The following is a 15,448-nucleotide window of genomic DNA, read 5'->3' as shown; positions in this document are numbered from 1 at the left end:
CGACTGCGCTGGGCGGAACAGACCATAACTATGCCGCTCGCCGAGTCTTCCAGAGCAGCTTCACCGTGCGACTCACGAATGCGGCCAGCGCGAGGACTGTCGAAAATGTCAGCAGCATCTGAGCCATGGTCCCCATGCTCTCCAGGGTCGACGACGGCAGAGGCGGGTTGTTGATCCCGTACTGCCAAAGAAGGTAGCCGGCGAGCGCGAAGACCCCGGTCAGGCCGAGAGCGGCAAGGAAGAACTTCAAACCATTGCTCCGCAGTACCTGAACAACGCCATCCAAAATAAAGGAGGCTATGAACGGCAGAAACACCGTCAGCACGATGATCCCGCCGTATGCCGCTAACAAGGCTCCAAAAGAATCCGGGCTCATTGTTCAGTCCCCCAACTGTTTGCCGATCACTTCCAGTGCCAGCCTAGGTGCGCCGACATCACCAAGAACGCCTGTGATCTGCCCTGCTGACCCCAGTTGGGGGCGCCGCGAATTGGAGGTGAGACAGACGCCTCTAGGCTTCAGGCATGACCCGACGGATGGCCGACCCAGAATTTCGCGACGACCAGCTGAACCGAATCCGCGAGCCGCAGGTGGCCGCGATCAACGCACTCTGCGATCAATTGATGATGGAGCTGCCCGGCTTCTCTGTTCCGTACATCGCGCCCCATTACGGTGCTTCAACCGCCGTCATCCTTGCCCTCTCCTCGAACCCTGGGCCGCAGGCCGGCGGAGCCAAGGGCTCCGGCATGCTGTCCCGAGAGAACAATGACGGCTCGGCCGCTCGGATGGGCGACATCTACGAGACCGTTGGCCTCACCGACGCCCAGATCGTGCCCTGGAACGCGTACCCGTGGCACGTGCACGAAACACACCCGAACGGCCTGCCGAACAATCTGATTGACGACGGGCTCGATGTGCTCAAGCGAGTTCTTGATCTGCACCCCAACATCCGCTCCATCGTTGCCCATGGCGGAGACGCTCACCGGAGCGTGAACCAGTTCATGAAGAAGATGCGATTCGGCGACTACGCGGATGCCCGTGGGTTGAAAACCTGGAACACCCGCCACACCAGCAACCGGGCTTTCATCCTGCGCGAGCCGGAGAAGTCCATCGCTCTAGAAAGGGTGCGCGAGGTCTATCGCGAAGCGATGCGGCACGCCGGGCTCAAACCCCTCCCGGCGCTCAAGGTTGACCTGCCCGCTCTAATGACCGGGCCTGAGCTTCGGGCGGCCGCACGGGGTGAGCTGCTCCCCCTGGTGCCGGGTGAGGTCGAAGCCGAGGCTCGGATCAGCGAGTATGTCCACGCACTGCCGTCACAACGGAGTCAGCGCTTGCTGGTTGAGCTTCTGCTGCGCGACCTGGCTTCGTAGGGGGCGCATAAGCTGCATGATCGGCCAGCGGCAACCGTTGGGTCGTGCCACTCCGCCAAGAGTTGGCCTTCGCACCCGAGGGTTAGGCTGCAACGTGTGAAATCAGCAGCCGTGCCCACCGCCACCGAACGGCTGCCGGAGCGCGCAGCCGTGATCGACCTCGACGCGATCAGACACAACGTTCGCCACCTCGTTGCGCTCGCCGCCCCAGCCCGGCTGATGGCGGTCGTCAAAGCGGACGCCTACGGTCACGGGGTTCTCCCCGTCGCTCGCGCGGCGCTCGAGGCGGGAGCGGAGTGGCTCGGCGTGGCACACATATCGGAGGCACTGGCACTCCGCGCTGCGGCCATCCCGGTGCCGGTACTGGCCTGGTTGAACACCACAGACAGCGACTTCGCCGCGGCAATCACCGCGGACATTGATCTCGGATGCTCCGGCTGGGCGTTGCCGCTCATCGCCCTGGCTGCGCAGCAGCAGCAAAAAACCGCACGCATTCATCTCAAGATTGACACCGGTCTGGGCCGCAACGGCAGCACCCCCACGGAGTGGGCCGAGCTCGTGGCCCGCGCCCGACAGGCGGAAGCCAGCGGATCTGTGACCGTCGTGGGCATCTTCTCGCACCTCGCGGTGGCCGATGAACCCGACCGCGTCGAGACCGACGAACAGGTTGCGGCATTCACGACGGCCGTTGCTGTGGCGCAGGAGGCGGGGCTGAGCCCGATGGTGCGGCACCTCGCCAACAGCGCCGGCACGCTGTCCCGCCCCGACACGCACTTCGATCTGGTGCGGGCGGGGCTGGCCATCTACGGCCTGTCGCCGTTCGCCAACCAGACCTCGAACGACCTCGGATTGCGCCCGGCGATGACCTTGCGCACGCTCGTATCGGTGTGCAAAGACGTTCCCGCCGGACAGGGCGTCTCCTACGGGCTCAACTACCGCACCACGGCCCCGACGACGCTCGCCCTGATTCCTTTGGGCTACGCCGACGGCATTCCGCGCATCGCCACGGGAGGCCCGGTGCGAGTCAACGGCGTGACCTATCCCGTGGTCGGGCGCATCGCCATGGACCAGATGGTCATCGACCTCGGTGAGGCCGCACTCGTGGCCTCCGGCTCGTCGGTGATCGGTGCCGAAGCGGTGCTGTTCGGCCCCGGCGACGACGACGCATCCGTTGACGAGTGGGCGGCGGCCGCCGGCACCATCAATTACGAAGTGGTCACCCGCATCAGTCCCCGCGTTCCCCGCGTCTACCGAAACGTCTGAGACCAATCCGGGCAGGCCCGTCAGAGGCGCGGACGGCCAGCCCAGCGGTCGGCCTTGAGGGCCAGGTGCAGCTCAAGGCGCGCCTGCCCGCCGAGCGGGTCGACGCCCAACGCGGAACGGATGCGTGCGAGCCGGTTGTAAATACTGGTTCGGTGCAAATGCAGGTGCTCTGCGACCTCGGCCACGGACCCGTTCTTGTCGTAGAGCATCTCGAGCACGGGCAGCAGTTCCCCGTTTCGGTCGAGTGCCCGGAGTTCGGAGAAGAGCGCTGACTCGGACGGCAACACGTCTCGACTTGCGACGGCCAGGAATTGGTAGACCCCGGTAGCGCGAAACGATACGAGCGTGCCGAGCTGGGTATCAACCCTGGCCGCTTGCACGGCGCTCCGCGCCTCGGAGTAGGCACCGGGCAGCCGTCGCAGGTCGGTGAAGGGCTCGCTCAGCCCGATCAGGGCGGGTGCAGCCACCTGCCCACCGCGGCGGGACACCTCGAACTCAAAGCGCATTCGAACCTCGGACAGGTCGAAGCCGTCAATCTCGTCGTGGAGCAGCAGAACGGCATGCGTTTCGGTGCCGGCCGAGAACAGCACGGTATTGATGCCAAGCGTGGCATACAGTGCGGCGAGACGGTGCAGCAGGCCGCTCTTGGCGGGGTCGCGCTGCGCGTTGTCACCGCGCTCGAGCAGCGCGGCGAGCCGCCAGGGTCCGCGCCCGTGCACACCAGGCCAACCGTCCACCGCCACGCCGGCATTGCGGTCCCCCAAGCACGCGGCGAGGAATTGGGCCTCGTCGGTGCGCCGCGCTTTAGAATCGGCGCTGGAACGGTTGAGCAGCATCTCTGCGAGGGCGTCCATCTCCGGGCGGATGAGCCGCAGCTCACGCAGAATCACCTCGGGCGTTTGCTCGTCGTCGAGCTGGAGGACCCACAGATACCCCACCCGGAATCCACGTGCCAGCAGCGGCACGCACACGCGGCCCAACATTCCGAGGTCGGCGTTGGCCGGCACGGGAACCGGCTTCACTGCCGAGGCGATACCGTGGCTGAGCTGCCAGGCGCTGACATCGGGCGGAACAACCTTGCTCAGCAGAAAGTTCGTGCGCACTCGGTCGGCCGTGGGTTGATGCGCGCTATACGCGAGCAGCCCGCCGTCGAGGTCTTCAAGCGAGAGAGCCCGGTCAATTCGCGCGGCGATGTTGACCACTGCTTGGTCAATATCGGCCGTTTTCATAGATTCAATCTAACGGAGCAGCGTGGACGTCAGGAGACGATCGACGCACCTGGGCGCAACAGATGTCGAGCCGACTGCGGGGTGTCTGCACGATGAATCCGCCCCTGACCACCGGCCTCGGGAAAGACAAATACCTGTGTAAACGGCAATTTTCTGCCTTGTGCACCGCACGACGGAGTTGCCCTCGGCCTCCGTTGTCCCCGTGGCGGAGCCGGGGCGGCCTTTAAATCCGGGTTTATCATTTTAAAGCTGACCAAAGTCGATCAGCAGGCGTCTACAAGAAGCAGGAGTTCCCCATGATCATTGGCGTTCCAACCGAAGTCAAGAACAACGAGTTCCGCGTGGCCATCACCGCCGCCGGAGTGCACGAAGCCAAGATTCACGGCCACACCGTGCTGGTACAGGCCGGCGCGGGAATCGCCTCCGGCTTCGCTGACACCGACTACGAAGCCGCCGGTGCAACCATCGTCAAGACCGCCTTCGAGGTGTGGGCCAGCGCCGACATGATCCTCAAGGTGAAAGAGCCGATCGCGGCCGAGTACTCGTACTTTCGTGAGGGCTTGATCCTCTTCACCTACCTGCACCTCGCCGCCGAGCCCGCCCTCGCCAGCGCCCTGCTCGAGTCCGGCGTGGCCGCGATCGCTTACGAGACCGTGCAGAAGGCTGACCGTTCACTGCCGCTGCTTGCCCCGATGAGCGAGGTTGCCGGACGCCTCGCCGTTCAGGTCGGCGCCGCGTCGATGACCCGACCGGGTGGTGGCCCGGGCATGCTGATGGGCGGGGTGCCCGGGGTGCGGGCCGCCAAGGTGACTGTGATCGGTGCCGGCGTCGCTGGCTCCAACGCCGCCGCCATGGCCATCGGGATGGGCGCTGACGTCACCATCCTGGACATCAACATCGACCGCCTGCGCGAACTCGACGCCCAGTACGCCGGACGTCTGAAGACCATCGCCTCGAACGCCTACGAGATCAACCGTTCCGTCACCGAGGCCGACCTCGTGATCGGCTCCGTGCTGATCCCCGGCGCCAAGGCCCCCAAGCTCGTCACCAACGAGCTCGTGTCGCGCATGAAGCGGGGCTCCGTGCTCGTGGACATCGCGGTCGACCAGGGCGGCTGCTTCGAGGGCACACACGCCACAACGCACGAGAACCCCACCTTCCCCGTGCACGGTTCGATCTTCTACTGCGTCGCCAACATGCCCGGCGCCGTTCCGCAGACGTCGACCCTCGCGCTGACGAACGTGACTCTGCCCTACGCTTTGTCGATTGCCGACCGTGGCGTGCGTGCAGCATTCGAGCGGGACGCCGCCCTTGCCGGTGGCCTGAACATCGCCGCCGGAAGGGTCGCGAACCGCTCGGTCAGCGTCGCCCTCGACCTACCGCTCACGGATTGGACCGACCTCGTCTCAGAGGTCGAGCTCGCGCTGGTCTAGCAGCACTGGTCGCGGATGCCGGGTACGGCCTGATCGGTCGGCCCCGGCATCCGCGACCCACAATTTCTGCAGAGATCGGTGACCCCGACACTGTGCCCATTGCCTGGACTACAAGGAAGTATCTCCGATGTCGCAAGTGAAAACCAGCACGCATCCAGCGCCGAACGCGCAACCACACCTGGCACGATCGCTCTCGAACCGTCATATCCAGCTCATCGCCATCGGCGGTGCGATCGGAACGGGCCTGTTCATGGGCTCGGGGAAGACGATCTCCCTCGCGGGGCCGTCCGTGATCTTCGTCTATATGATCATCGGCTTCATGTTGTTCTTCGTCATGCGGGCCATGGGCGAGTTGCTGCTCTCCAACCTCGAATACAAGTCGTTCAGCGACTTCGCCGGTGACCTGCTCGGGCCGTGGGCCGCCTTCTTCACGAGCTGGACGTACTGGGTGTGCTGGATCGTCACCGCCATCGCCGAGCTGATCGCGATCGCGCTGTATACGAGCTTCTGGTGGCCCGATCTGCCGCTATGGATTCCGGCGCTCGTGGCGGTAACGATTCTGCTCGGCTTCAACCTCACGAGTGTCAAGGCGTTCGGCGAGACCGAGTTCTGGTTCGCGCTGATCAAAATCGTGGCAATTGTCACGCTTATCGTCGTGGGCCTCGTGATGGTGTTCACTCAGTTCCAGTCCCCCAACGGCACCCCGGCGAGTTTCACCAACCTGTGGAACGACGGCGGGATGTTCCCGACCGGCCCGATGGGGTTCATCGCCGGTTTCCAGCTCTCCGTGTTCGCGTTCCTCGGGGTCGAGCTCGTGGGCACCACGGCCGCCGAAGCGCAGCACCCGGAGAAGAACCTTCCCAAGGCAATCAACTCCATTCCCATTCGCATCATGCTGTTCTACGTTCTCGCCTTGATCATGATCATGACGGTCACGCCGTGGCGTGAGGTCCGCGCCGATGTGAGCCCGTTCGTGGCGATGTTCGCCCTCGCAGGGCTCGGCGGGGCCGCGGCCGTGATCAACTTCGTCGTGCTCACGAGCGCGACATCCTCAGCAAACTCCGGTCTGTATTCAACATCCAGAATGCTTTTCGGGCTGTCGGTCGAGGGCACGGCATCGGGGCGGTTCCAACGTCTGACCCGCCACAAGGTGCCGGCCAACGCCCTGCTGTTCTCGTGCATGTTCCTGCTCATATCGGCTGTGCTGCTGTATTCGAGTTCATCGATCATGGCCGTGTTCACCGTGGTGACAACAATGGCGTCGGTGCTGTTCATCTTCGTATGGACCATCATCGTGGTGAGCTACATCGTGTATCGCAAGCGCCGCCCGGCGCTGCACGCAGCATCCAAGTTCAAAATGCCCGGCGGCGTGTACATGAGTTATGTCCTGCTCGCGTTCTTCGTATTCCTGATCTGGGCGCTCACCCAGAAGACGGATACGCTGCAGGCGTTGGTCGTGACGCCGGTGTGGTTCATCGGGCTCGGCATCGCCTGGCTCATCATCCGCCGTCGCCCCGAAATGGCCGCTAATCAAGAACTTCACCGGGCGAGTGTCGAGGCCGATCGGGCTTTGGCGCTCACCTTCCGCGACTGAGGGTCGAGACGAGCCGGTCAGTCCGAGGCAGCGCGGTGCTCAGCCGGCGTCACAGGGGAGACATCTGCATGTACTGCAGCCTGTCCGCCTCCCGCCGGGCGTCCCGGAGGAGCCTCACCGTTCGCAGCACGAACCCGATCAGCGCCAGCACAGTGGAGACCGCGACCAGGTAAAGGGAAACCGTGACCATGAGGGCCGGCCTCTCCATTTCCACTCCGGGGTAGCCGGCTCCGAACTGCCACAGGGCGTATCCGGCACCGGCAAGCAGAACCACCAGGCCCAGGCTGCCCAGGAACAGCTTCGGGCCGTCGCCTCGCAGAAGCTGCACGATTCCGTCCAGGAGGAACGACGCCGCGAACGGCAGACACACCGTGCCCATCAGGACCCCGCAGTGCGCCACGACCAGCGCCTCCGTTGCGAGCAACACATTATCCGAACTCACGCTTCAGTCCCCCAACTGATTGGCTTTACTGCAAAGTTCAAGCCTAGGTGGGGGCGCACCGCGAAAGAAGGCTTTGGCCTGCTTTTTTGTCCCCAGTGGGGGTGTCTCGGCAGTAAATATGGATGCCTACGGCAGGTCTGGAACAGACTCCACACCGATTCGGAGGCTCCTGATTCGCCCTGCCGAAGCCGTGAGGGGTCACAAATCGACCTTCAATCGACTCAGGAAGGTCGATTTGCGACCCCTCACAGCCGTCTTCAGCCACCGTGGCGGTTGGCGCTATCGAAAGTCGGTGACTTTGGGCCGCCGCTAACGTCATGGAGATGCGGCGAACACCTCGTCAAGCGTGACCAATTCGTTCCCGCCGAAGTATTTTTGTACGTCGGCGGGACATTCCACGGCAGCGATAGAAGGGGGCATATAGACATCAACCCGGTCGCCCACGAACTCGACCTCGATGCTGACGCAGACCAACACGTTGGCAACCCTCGAATTGAATCCACTTCCGGTGGAGCTTTGCCCCGATGCGGCGTAGCTAACCAGCACCTTCGGGTAGGACATTGATCGATCGACTACCGCTCCGAACGCCGCTCCGCGAGCCCAACCGGGTGTCTGTTCATCTGTGTCTTCGCGGATTGTGGCGAACGCCGGCTTGGGCCAGACGTCTCCTGTGGACACCGCATCCAAGTAGCTGTCGAGGTTGTGGCCAATGGCGCTTTCGATGGCCAGGGCGGAGACCTTCTCTATGCTGATCCTGGCCTCAAACATTGCCTCCTCTCGTATATTCGGACGCGAACCTGAGCACGCCGAAAGAGGGAGGATCAGGCACAAAACGAGAGCGGTCTCAACAACCCGTCGTCCTGAATGCCGCGGCGCCTTTACGTCACTGTTTAATCGGGAGAGCGTGGAAGGCTGCCTCATCGATGGCGCCTCAATACTCATGGATCCCCCGATTCCCTGGGCCGAATCTAGCGGGCGGGGAACGCTGACTACAGCCCCAGAACGGGCGGGCCGCCCTTGCAGAATCGATGACCACTCGAGCGTCAGGAAAACTGTCGCAAGACGCGGCCAATCTCCTACTGATTCCAACTCCTTCAGAAGCGCGCGCGGTTGCCAGAAAAGCTTTGATTCCATGTGCTAAGACCCAATTCCAGCCTGGCTACGCTCTCCGAGGTGCTCCGTGGCCAACTTGATGGCAACGAATAGCGACATCTCGTCGGTCACGGACTGGGGCCCAGCCGCGGCTATGGCATCCTTGAGTCCGGCCCAACGAACCGGTTGAATTCCATCGACGGTCAAATTGCTCGGCGTGAATGTGGACCGATCAAACTCGTCGATCTGCCAGCGGCTCGCCACCCGGAACTCCCACTTATCGAGGTCGAGCGGGTCGTAATCGGCCAAACAGGTCGACGTAACCAAGGCAAAGACATACACATCGGCGTGAAGTCGCTTCGGCTTCCCACCAATGTCAGTGTGGGCGTTTCCCTTTCGCACTTTCCAACGCGGTTTTGTTTGAGAACGCGGATCAGACTTATTCCGGGCCTGAACAAGGCCTGAGGTCTTGACCTCGATGCGGGTGCCGCTGAGCGCCAGCACGTCGTACGCGTCCTACTCGACTCGACTCGCGGGAATTGCGTCTACGGCGAGGCCAACCACGTACTCGGCCAGGTAGCCGCGCAGATTGTTCGTTCGCGCATCTCCCATCCCGAAACGCCAGAAGTCGACCACCTTGGCCTGGGGTCCGTTCCGAAACTCATCGGCTGATTCCAGTTGCCATTTTGCACGAGTCATGCGGCCCCCTCGTTCTGTTTGTTGCTCCAGTCGCAGCCCGAGATGACCCCGCTTGCGCGCCAAGGTAGGCCCAGAACAGGAGTTTGTCTCTGCTCGGAACGTCTCCTGTGATGCATTCCTTTCACCCCAGAGCAGGGGCCACGGAGCATCAGTGACCGAATGTCGGTGGCCCCTGAGATCCTGAACTCCTTCCGACCGGGAGCGCCACGGCCTGGAGGCACCCGATGACCGCCCACACCGAAACCGCGCTGTTCCGCCTGATCGACAACTCGGCGACGTCACCCGTGATCCTGCACGCACCGCACGGCGGGCGTGCGATCCCGGCGGAGCACCTGCACTCCTACGTCATCTCACCGGCCGAGTTGGAGGCGGAGAAAGACATCATGACCGACCACTTCACCGACGAACTCGTGGCGGCTATCACCGGCGCGAGCGCGGTCATCAGCGGGCTCTCCCGGTTTGCGGTCGACGTGGAGCGGTTCCCCGACGACACCGAGGAGATGAACGCGGTCGGCATGGGCGTGCTCTACACCCACGGCTCCCGGAGCCAGGAGATCCGGCGGGTGTCCGTCGACGACGAGAAGCTCCTGATGGATTACGTCACCACCTACTCGGCCCGGTTCACCCAACTCGTGGACGCGACACTGGCCGTGCACGAGCGAGCCGTGATCTTCGACGTTCATTCCTACCCGGAGGCCCTGCTGTCGGATGAGCTGCACGGCGGCGGCTACCGGGCACCGCTCTGCGTCGGGTCGGAGCCGTTCCACGCCTCCGTCGACCTTCTGGCCACGGTTGGCGGATGCTTCCCTGACCTCGACGCGCACGCCAATGCGCCGTTCGCAGGCTCATACGTGCCGCTCAAGCACTACCGCAGCGATGCGCGGGTGAGTTCGGTGATGCTCGAGATTCGCCGGGACGTCTACATGGATGAGGCCACGGTGACTCGCAAGCCGGAGGGGTTCGCGCCGTTGCAGGTTTCGCTGAAGCGGCTGGTCGACTAGGTTCGATACGGCTAAAACGACGCACACGGTCACTACCGGAAACGTACGCGCTCTCCCACGGTCGCGCGCAAACCATCGAGTTGCCACGACGCGCCTTCGTCAATCCCGGGCAAGCCCTGTGGCGAGTAGCGCTTGATGGTAGCGGTAGTCCAGACACCTGGTAGCGGCGGTCGGGCATCCGTTTGCATCGAAACGGTGCCGGTCAGAACGGGGCCTCATCGGGCAGCGGTGGCCGGGCGGGTCTCGGCGGCCCGGCACCAGCCCGAGACGCACCCGCGGGTGCACCCGGAGTGGCGATCGGGGTGGCCGGTTCCGTCACGAATGGGCGTCCGGTCGGTGAGTGCCAGGTGAGGATGCCGCCTTGCTCTTGTTTCACCGTCCACCCGGTCTCCGTCTTCAACGCATGGCAGCCCGGACAGAGATGGGCAAGGTTGTCGTGGGCGGTGTGGCCAAGGTCTTGCCATTCATGGGTATGGTCGAGATCGGCGCCGCGCGCGGGCTGGTTGCAACCGGCGAAGCGGCAGGTTTCGTCGCGCAGGCGGAGAAACCGCCGAAGCTCTTTCGTCACCTTGTAGCGTGTGCGGCCGACCGAGAGCACGACCCCGGTTTCGGGATGAACCAGGATGCACGTGAAGCTCGGTGCTCGCGAGGCCAGGTCGCGGGCCGTGTCGGGGTCAATCGGCCCGTAGCCCTCGAGGTAGCCGGGTTCTTCGCTGTGGCCGAGGAGGGTCATCACCGGGACCGTGATCTGGACCGTGGCACGGATGCCCGTGCCGATTCCCGACGGAGTCACCCCGTCGATCAGCAGATCGGTCATCACGTCGGTGCGCACCTGGGTGAGGGAACGCGGCTCCCCCGGCCCCTGCAGGCTGCGCGCGGCGTCGTTCGCCCGGGCGAAGATGGCGTGCACGACGTCGGCGCTCGTGGTCAGGCTCAGCGTCGCCATTCCGTCGGGTTCCGCCTGCACCCAGGAGGTGCGTTCCGCGAAGGACTTCTCCCGCCGGGCGGTGATGGACTCCGGGTGCAGGCGCTCGCGGAGCACGCGGGCCTTGTGCTTGAGCTTGGCCGCCGTCAGAGCGCGCGCGGCCGGCAGCAGCGCCTCCTCGAAATCGGGCAGCGCCGCGGCGGGCACCGAGAGGGCCTGCCCGATGATCACCTGGGCGTGCCGGTAGCTGATCTCGCCGGCTTGCAGCGCCGCCCGGGTGCCGGGGAGGTCTTCGGCCAGGGCCCGGGACTCGGCGATCAGACCCTCGGCGGTGGGTGCGGGGATGCGCAGGGTGCAGGCCAGTTCGCTCGAGAATTCGCGCCGGGCGATCTCGTCGGGGTCCCACCGGGAGCTCGTGTTGCGGGGAGCGCTCGCGGCCGTGGCTTCGCTGAACCTGCGGGCGTCATCGATCAGGTCGGCCCGCTGCGCGAAGCCCCGTGCGAGGCTGCGGTCGACGGCGGCTATCGCGTCGAAACGCGAGCCGAGCTGGGCCTGCGAGGTGCTGACTGAGGTGGTCATAGCAGTCACGTTACGGGGTGCCACTGACATTCGACGGCCGTGGCACAGGAGTGTGAATAAGCTGGTCAAAGTGACTTTGTGGAGGAGTAGTCGGAGGTGTGCGGTGAAGGCCGAGGGGCAGCCCGACCTCCCGTACTGGGGGTCCTGTGCGGCACCGGAAGTCACTGGCCCGCTCCCCCATCCAAGATGCTGTAACCGGGGGACTTGCACGACGCTCGTCTTGGAGATCAACCCTGGAGGAGCATCCGCATGTCTGAGCAGTCGCATCCGCGAGTCGGCGTCTATCTCGACTTCGACAACATCGTCATCTCGCGGTACAACCAGTTGCACGGCGACGGCGCCTTCGGCCGGGACAAGGTGCGCAGCCGCGTTTGATTCAGCCCGCGACCGAGGTCGCCACGCGCATCCAGCAGGCCCTGGTCGACGTCGGGGCGATCCTGGACTACGCGGCGGCCATCGGGCCGATCGCGGTCAGTCGCGCCTACGCCGATTGCGATCGCGGTCAGTCGCGCCTACGCCGATTGGTCGGCGCCGGTCAATGCGCGCTACCGGAGGCAACTGGTCGATCGCGCCGTCAACCTCACCCAACTGTTCCCGGCCGTGTCGACGCTGAAGAACGGTGCCGACATCGCTCTGACCATCGACGTGATGGAACACCTGTTCCGCCTGGACGATCTCACCCACATCGTGATCGCCGCCGGCGACTCCGACTACATCCCGCTCGTGCAGCGCTGCAAGCAGCTGGGCCGGGTCGTGATCGGCATCGGGGTGTCCGGCTCAACGAGCAGCGCGCTGGCCGCGGCCTGCGACACGTTCGCGGACTACGATTCGCTGCCCGGGGTCATGCGGGTGACGCCCGTCACTCCGGTGCCGTCGGTGGTGACGGCATCCGTCGCCCAACCTGCAACCCAGAAAACGGCGCCGAAGAAGCCCCCGGTCGCCAAGATCGTCGCCACGAGCAAGGCTCAGGCGCTGACGGATGCGACGCCTCGGCAGACCGCGCCATCCGCCGGCCCCGCTGTGCCGCCAGTCGATCTCGATCTCAGCCCCAGGGCCAAGAAAGCGGCGACGGCGCTGCTGCTGCGGGCGATGGAACACCTCGCCGCGAACCACATGGAGTGGCAGCATGCCGCCACGCTGAAGAGCACGATGCGACGGTTGGACCCGACGTTTCAGGAACGCGCGCTGGGCTTCAATCAGTTCTCGGACTTCCTTAAGTCCAGGCATCAGACGGTCGAGTTCCAGCAGGCGAGCCCCACCGCCCCGATCCTGCTGAAGGTGCGGTAGCGGCCGGCTGATCTAGGGAGGCCAGCCGGTCGAGCAGGCTGAAACGGATGCCTACCCGCCCAGCCCACAGCACCCGTCGCTACACGGGGGCGAACGTTGCGGCCAGCTCGGCCGGGGCAGCGAGCCGCACGATGATGGGCGTTGCGTTGCCCAGGTTGTCCGAGACCGGGCAGCGAAGTCTGGCCAGGCGGAGCACCTCGTCGCGTTCCGCCGTGCTGGAGTCCCAGTCGAACGCGGCGATGAGCTCGATGCCCTCGAATCCCGCTCGGTTCTCGGACAGCCTGCGCGAACCAATTCGACGGATATTTTGCCTGCAACGCCCGAAAATGGGCCTCCCAGGCACTTTTTCATGAGAATCTCCGTCGAATTCGTTCGGGGCTTGGCGAAGGAACGGCAGCGGGAGCGGACGGGAGCGAACGGGACCCGGACGAGGACGGGAGCGGACGGGACCCGGACGAGGACGGGAGAGGTGGGACCCGGACGGGGGAGGGCGGGCGGGAGCGGGCGCGGCTTTGGAGGGGTGCTACTCCGCGCACCACACCCCGGCCTGCATCGTCGCCGTGACGCATAGGCCCGCGTCGAGCACGATCAGGTCGGCGCGGAGGCCGGCGGCGAGCCGACCGCGGTCGGGGAGGCCGATCATGTCGGCCGGGTTCTGGGTGGCCGCCCGCACCGCGACGGCCAGCGGCACTCCGGCGGTGTGCACGGCGTAGCGCACGGCTTCGCTCAGGGTGAGCACGCTGCCGGCGATCGTGCCGTCGGCCAGGCGCGCCACGCCGTCAGCGACGCTCACGTCGAGGCCGCCGAGCTTGTAGGCGCCGTCGTCCGCGCCGGCGGCGGCCATGGCATCCGTGACGAAGACGGGCCGCGACGGGCTTTCGATGATGAACCGCACGACGGCCGGGTGCAGGTGCACGCCGTCGGCGATGAGCTCGGCGAAGACGTTCGGGTCTTCAAGAAGGGCGAGAGCCGGGCCGGGCTCACGCTGGTGAATCTGCCGCATCGCGTTGAATACGTGCGTGCCGGCCGTGGCCCCCGCCGCGATCGCCTGCCGCGTCAGGTCGTAGTTCGCGTCGGTGTGCCCGATCGCGGCCACGGCCCCGTGGCCCGCGATCTGCGTCACGGCCGCTAGCCCGCCCTCAAGTTCAGGCGCGATGGTGACCATGCGCACGGTGCCTCGCCCCGCCCGCATCAACCGGTCGACGGTCTCAGTATCAGGCTCGCGCAACAAGCTCTCGTCGTGGGCCCCGCGGTGAGCTGGACTCAGCCACGGGCCCTCCAGGTGAATTCCGGCCAGCACTCCCCGTTCGACCAGCCCGGCCAGGGCTGCCACAGTGCGCTCGAATTCGTCGAGGGGACCGGTGACGAGACTGGCCATCATCGTGGTCGTGCCGTGGGCCCGGTGGGTCGCGGTGATCCGCGCCACGGCTGCGTCGGTGTCGGCGTCGTTGAAGCTGCTGCCGCCGCCGCCGTGCGTGTGGATGTCGACGTAGCCGGGCGCCAGGGTGCTCTGCTCGAAGACCTGGTCGGGAGGGCGGGGCGGCTCCCCCGCGCCGCAGGCCACAATCAGCCCCGCACGGATGTCTACCCACCCCGGCGTGTGCACCGCATCGGGTGCGATCACGGCCCGGGCAGCGAGGAGCATCGAGTCGACCTGGATGGGTGCGGGCGGGGTCATGAGGGTGTCTCCAGGAGTCAGCGAGTTGCAGGGAACGGGGGTCGGGGTCGAGTCAGGGAGTGCTGCGTCAGATCCCCTGCCAGGCGTGCTTGTTGGCCCAGGCGTACTTGTAGTAGGCGAGGTTCTCGAGCCGGGAGGCGGCGGCCTCGTCGACGATGACCGTCACATGCGGGTGCAGCTGGATGACGGATCCCGGCTTGCTCGACGTGATCGGTCCCTCGACGGCGGCGGCGATGGCATCCGCTTTCTCCTCGCCGAAGGCCAGCAGAATGAGGTGCCGGGCCCGCAGAATGGTGCCCAGACCCTGCGTCATGCAGTGGATCGGCACGTCGTCGGGGGATGCGAAGAACCGCGCGTTGTCGACGCGGGTCTTCTCGGCGAGGGTCTTGATTCGCGTGATCGACGCGAACGACGACCCCGGCTCGTTGAACCCGACGTGCCCGGTGCGGCCGATGCCGAGAATCTGCACGTCGATGCCGCCGGCGGCGCGAATGGCTGCCTCGTAGTCGACGCCCGCGGTCTCGATCGTGGCCAGATCGCCGTTCGGCACCTGGATGTTCTCGGGGGTGAGGCCGATCGGCACGACGGCGTCGCGGGTGATCACGGAGCGGTAGCTTTCCGGGTGGTCGGCGGGCAGGCCGACGTATTCGTCCAGTGCGAAGCCGCGCACTCGGGAGACGTCCATCGGGTTCTCCGCCAGGGAGGCGGCGAGCGCCGCATAGACCGAGAGCGGGGTCGAGCCGGTGGCCAGGCCCAGCACCGCGTCGGGCTTCTGGGTGATCAGTGCGCGAATGGATGCCGCCGCGAGCGTTCCCGCCGCGGCCTTACTGTCAACAAAAACTACTTCAGCCATTTTTC

17 protein-coding genes are annotated in these 15,448 nt (G+C 65.3%); 7 read left to right on the top strand and 10 right to left on the bottom strand.

Translation table 11 applies throughout. The features are described from left to right. Positions 1 to 28: 28 nt before the first annotated feature. On the bottom strand, positions 29 to 376 hold the full coding sequence (locus tag E3N94_RS14505; RefSeq protein ID WP_134401095.1) for a hypothetical protein: 348 nt from the start codon (positions 374 to 376) through the stop codon (positions 29 to 31). A 146-nt stretch (positions 377 to 522) separates the two neighbouring features. On the opposite strand from E3N94_RS14505, the gene E3N94_RS14500 reads away from it, so the two are divergent. Continuing rightward, positions 523 to 1,368 carry a uracil-DNA glycosylase gene (locus tag E3N94_RS14500; RefSeq protein WP_134415705.1) on the top strand — a complete coding sequence of 282 codons (846 nt, stop codon included), beginning with the start codon at positions 523 to 525 and terminating at the stop codon, positions 1,366 to 1,368. A 96-nt stretch (positions 1,369 to 1,464) separates the two neighbouring features. Further along, positions 1,465 to 2,631, top strand: a complete 1,167-nt coding sequence (gene alr / locus E3N94_RS14495) for an alanine racemase (protein ID WP_241987136.1) — start codon at positions 1,465 to 1,467, stop codon at positions 2,629 to 2,631. A gap of 20 nt (positions 2,632 to 2,651) precedes the next feature. Here alr and E3N94_RS14490 read toward each other — a convergent pair whose 3' ends face one another. After that, on the bottom strand, positions 2,652 to 3,860 hold the full coding sequence (locus E3N94_RS14490; RefSeq protein ID WP_134374091.1) for a PucR family transcriptional regulator: 1,209 nt from the start codon (positions 3,858 to 3,860) through the stop codon (positions 2,652 to 2,654). 296 nt (positions 3,861 to 4,156) lie between these two features. Here E3N94_RS14490 and ald point away from each other — a divergent pair, with 296 nt between their 5' ends. Together ald and cycA are read left to right on the top strand one after the other, a co-directional pair. Then, positions 4,157 to 5,293, top strand: a complete 1,137-nt coding sequence (ald, locus tag E3N94_RS14485) for an alanine dehydrogenase (protein WP_134570457.1) — start codon at positions 4,157 to 4,159, stop codon at positions 5,291 to 5,293. Between the two features lie 127 nt (positions 5,294 to 5,420). Next, the gene (gene cycA / locus E3N94_RS14480) at positions 5,421 to 6,887 is read left to right on the top strand and encodes a D-serine/D-alanine/glycine transporter (protein WP_134393754.1); all 1,467 of its coding nucleotides are present in this window, start codon (positions 5,421 to 5,423) and stop codon (positions 6,885 to 6,887) included. A gap of 49 nt (positions 6,888 to 6,936) precedes the next feature. Here the strand turns inward: cycA and E3N94_RS14475 are convergent, their stop codons facing one another. From E3N94_RS14475 to E3N94_RS14460, 4 genes are all read right to left on the bottom strand, one after another. Next, complete coding sequence (locus E3N94_RS14475; protein ID WP_134570456.1) at positions 6,937 to 7,329, bottom strand: hypothetical protein; 393 nt, start codon at positions 7,327 to 7,329, stop codon at positions 6,937 to 6,939. A 315-nt stretch (positions 7,330 to 7,644) separates the two neighbouring features. Continuing rightward, entirely contained in the window at positions 7,645 to 8,097 is a 453-nt protein-coding gene (locus E3N94_RS14470; RefSeq protein WP_134415699.1) for a hypothetical protein, read from the bottom strand. Positions 8,098 to 8,466: 369 nt separating this feature from the next. Further along, on the bottom strand, positions 8,467 to 8,925 hold the full coding sequence (locus E3N94_RS14465; RefSeq protein WP_134415698.1) for a hypothetical protein: 459 nt from the start codon (positions 8,923 to 8,925) through the stop codon (positions 8,467 to 8,469). A 12-nt stretch (positions 8,926 to 8,937) separates the two neighbouring features. Beyond that, positions 8,938 to 9,120, bottom strand: coding sequence for a hypothetical protein (locus E3N94_RS14460; protein WP_134415697.1), 183 nt, complete (start codon positions 9,118 to 9,120; stop codon positions 8,938 to 8,940). Between the two features lie 224 nt (positions 9,121 to 9,344). On the opposite strand from E3N94_RS14460, the gene E3N94_RS14455 reads away from it, so the two are divergent. After that, the gene (locus E3N94_RS14455) at positions 9,345 to 10,121 is read left to right on the top strand and encodes an N-formylglutamate amidohydrolase (protein ID WP_134570455.1); all 777 of its coding nucleotides are present in this window, start codon (positions 9,345 to 9,347) and stop codon (positions 10,119 to 10,121) included. A 202-nt stretch (positions 10,122 to 10,323) separates the two neighbouring features. On the opposite strand, the gene E3N94_RS14450 is transcribed toward E3N94_RS14455, so the two are convergent. Beyond that, positions 10,324 to 11,625 carry an HNH endonuclease signature motif containing protein gene (locus E3N94_RS14450; protein ID WP_166790116.1) on the bottom strand — a complete coding sequence of 434 codons (1,302 nt, stop codon included), beginning with the start codon at positions 11,623 to 11,625 and terminating at the stop codon, positions 10,324 to 10,326. Positions 11,626 to 11,874: 249 nt separating this feature from the next. Here E3N94_RS14450 and E3N94_RS17530 point away from each other — a divergent pair, with 249 nt between their 5' ends. After that, positions 11,875 to 12,000 (top strand): hypothetical protein, encoded by a 126-nt coding sequence (locus E3N94_RS17530; protein ID WP_277870684.1) that lies wholly within the window; start codon positions 11,875 to 11,877, stop codon positions 11,998 to 12,000. 114 nt (positions 12,001 to 12,114) lie between these two features. Further along, entirely contained in the window at positions 12,115 to 12,912 is a 798-nt protein-coding gene (locus E3N94_RS14445; protein WP_347232705.1) for an NYN domain-containing protein, read from the top strand. A 79-nt stretch (positions 12,913 to 12,991) separates the two neighbouring features. Here the strand turns inward: E3N94_RS14445 and E3N94_RS14440 are convergent, their stop codons facing one another. The 3 genes from E3N94_RS14440 to nagB form a co-directional block, all read right to left on the bottom strand. Next, positions 12,992 to 13,255, bottom strand: coding sequence for a hypothetical protein (locus tag E3N94_RS14440; RefSeq protein ID WP_134570453.1), 264 nt, complete (start codon positions 13,253 to 13,255; stop codon positions 12,992 to 12,994). Positions 13,256 to 13,435: 180 nt separating this feature from the next. Beyond that, positions 13,436 to 14,590, bottom strand: coding sequence for an N-acetylglucosamine-6-phosphate deacetylase (nagA, locus tag E3N94_RS14435; protein ID WP_241973077.1), 1,155 nt, complete (start codon positions 14,588 to 14,590; stop codon positions 13,436 to 13,438). A gap of 67 nt (positions 14,591 to 14,657) precedes the next feature. Further along, positions 14,658 to 15,443 carry a glucosamine-6-phosphate deaminase gene (nagB, locus tag E3N94_RS14430; protein ID WP_104099480.1) on the bottom strand — a complete coding sequence of 262 codons (786 nt, stop codon included), beginning with the start codon at positions 15,441 to 15,443 and terminating at the stop codon, positions 14,658 to 14,660. Between the last annotated feature and the right edge of the window lie 5 nt (positions 15,444 to 15,448).

This window comes from Cryobacterium sp. Sr3, from assembly GCF_004402835.1.
Taxonomy (GTDB): domain Bacteria; phylum Actinomycetota; class Actinomycetes; order Actinomycetales; family Microbacteriaceae; genus Cryobacterium; species Cryobacterium sandaracinum.
The sequence above is the reverse complement of the archived record's forward strand: the minus strand, read 5'-3'. Positions and strand labels throughout refer to the sequence as shown.

Excerpts from the sequence above, each read along its gene's own strand:
- E3N94_RS14505 (WP_134401095.1), bottom strand. The coding sequence starts at position 376 with ATGAGCCCGGATTCTTTTGGAGCCTTGTTAGCGGCATACGGCGGGATC.
- E3N94_RS14500 (WP_134415705.1), top strand. The coding sequence starts at position 523 with ATGACCCGACGGATGGCCGACCCAGAATTTCGCGACGACCAGCTGAAC.
- E3N94_RS14490 (WP_134374091.1), bottom strand. The coding sequence starts at position 3,860 with ATGAAAACGGCCGATATTGACCAAGCAGTGGTCAACATCGCCGCGCGA.
- ald (WP_134570457.1), top strand. The coding sequence starts at position 4,157 with ATGATCATTGGCGTTCCAACCGAAGTCAAGAACAACGAGTTCCGCGTG.
- cycA (WP_134393754.1), top strand. The coding sequence starts at position 5,421 with ATGTCGCAAGTGAAAACCAGCACGCATCCAGCGCCGAACGCGCAACCA.
- E3N94_RS14470 (WP_134415699.1), bottom strand. The coding sequence starts at position 8,097 with ATGTTTGAGGCCAGGATCAGCATAGAGAAGGTCTCCGCCCTGGCCATC.
- E3N94_RS14460 (WP_134415697.1), bottom strand. The coding sequence starts at position 9,120 with ATGACTCGTGCAAAATGGCAACTGGAATCAGCCGATGAGTTTCGGAAC.
- E3N94_RS14455 (WP_134570455.1), top strand. The coding sequence starts at position 9,345 with ATGACCGCCCACACCGAAACCGCGCTGTTCCGCCTGATCGACAACTCG.
- E3N94_RS14450 (WP_166790116.1), bottom strand. The coding sequence starts at position 11,625 with ATGACCACCTCAGTCAGCACCTCGCAGGCCCAGCTCGGCTCGCGTTTC.
- E3N94_RS17530 (WP_277870684.1), top strand. The coding sequence starts at position 11,875 with ATGTCTGAGCAGTCGCATCCGCGAGTCGGCGTCTATCTCGACTTCGAC.
- nagA (WP_241973077.1), bottom strand. The coding sequence starts at position 14,590 with ATGACCCCGCCCGCACCCATCCAGGTCGACTCGATGCTCCTCGCTGCC.
- nagB (WP_104099480.1), bottom strand. The coding sequence starts at position 15,443 with ATGGCTGAAGTAGTTTTTGTTGACAGTAAGGCCGCGGCGGGAACGCTC.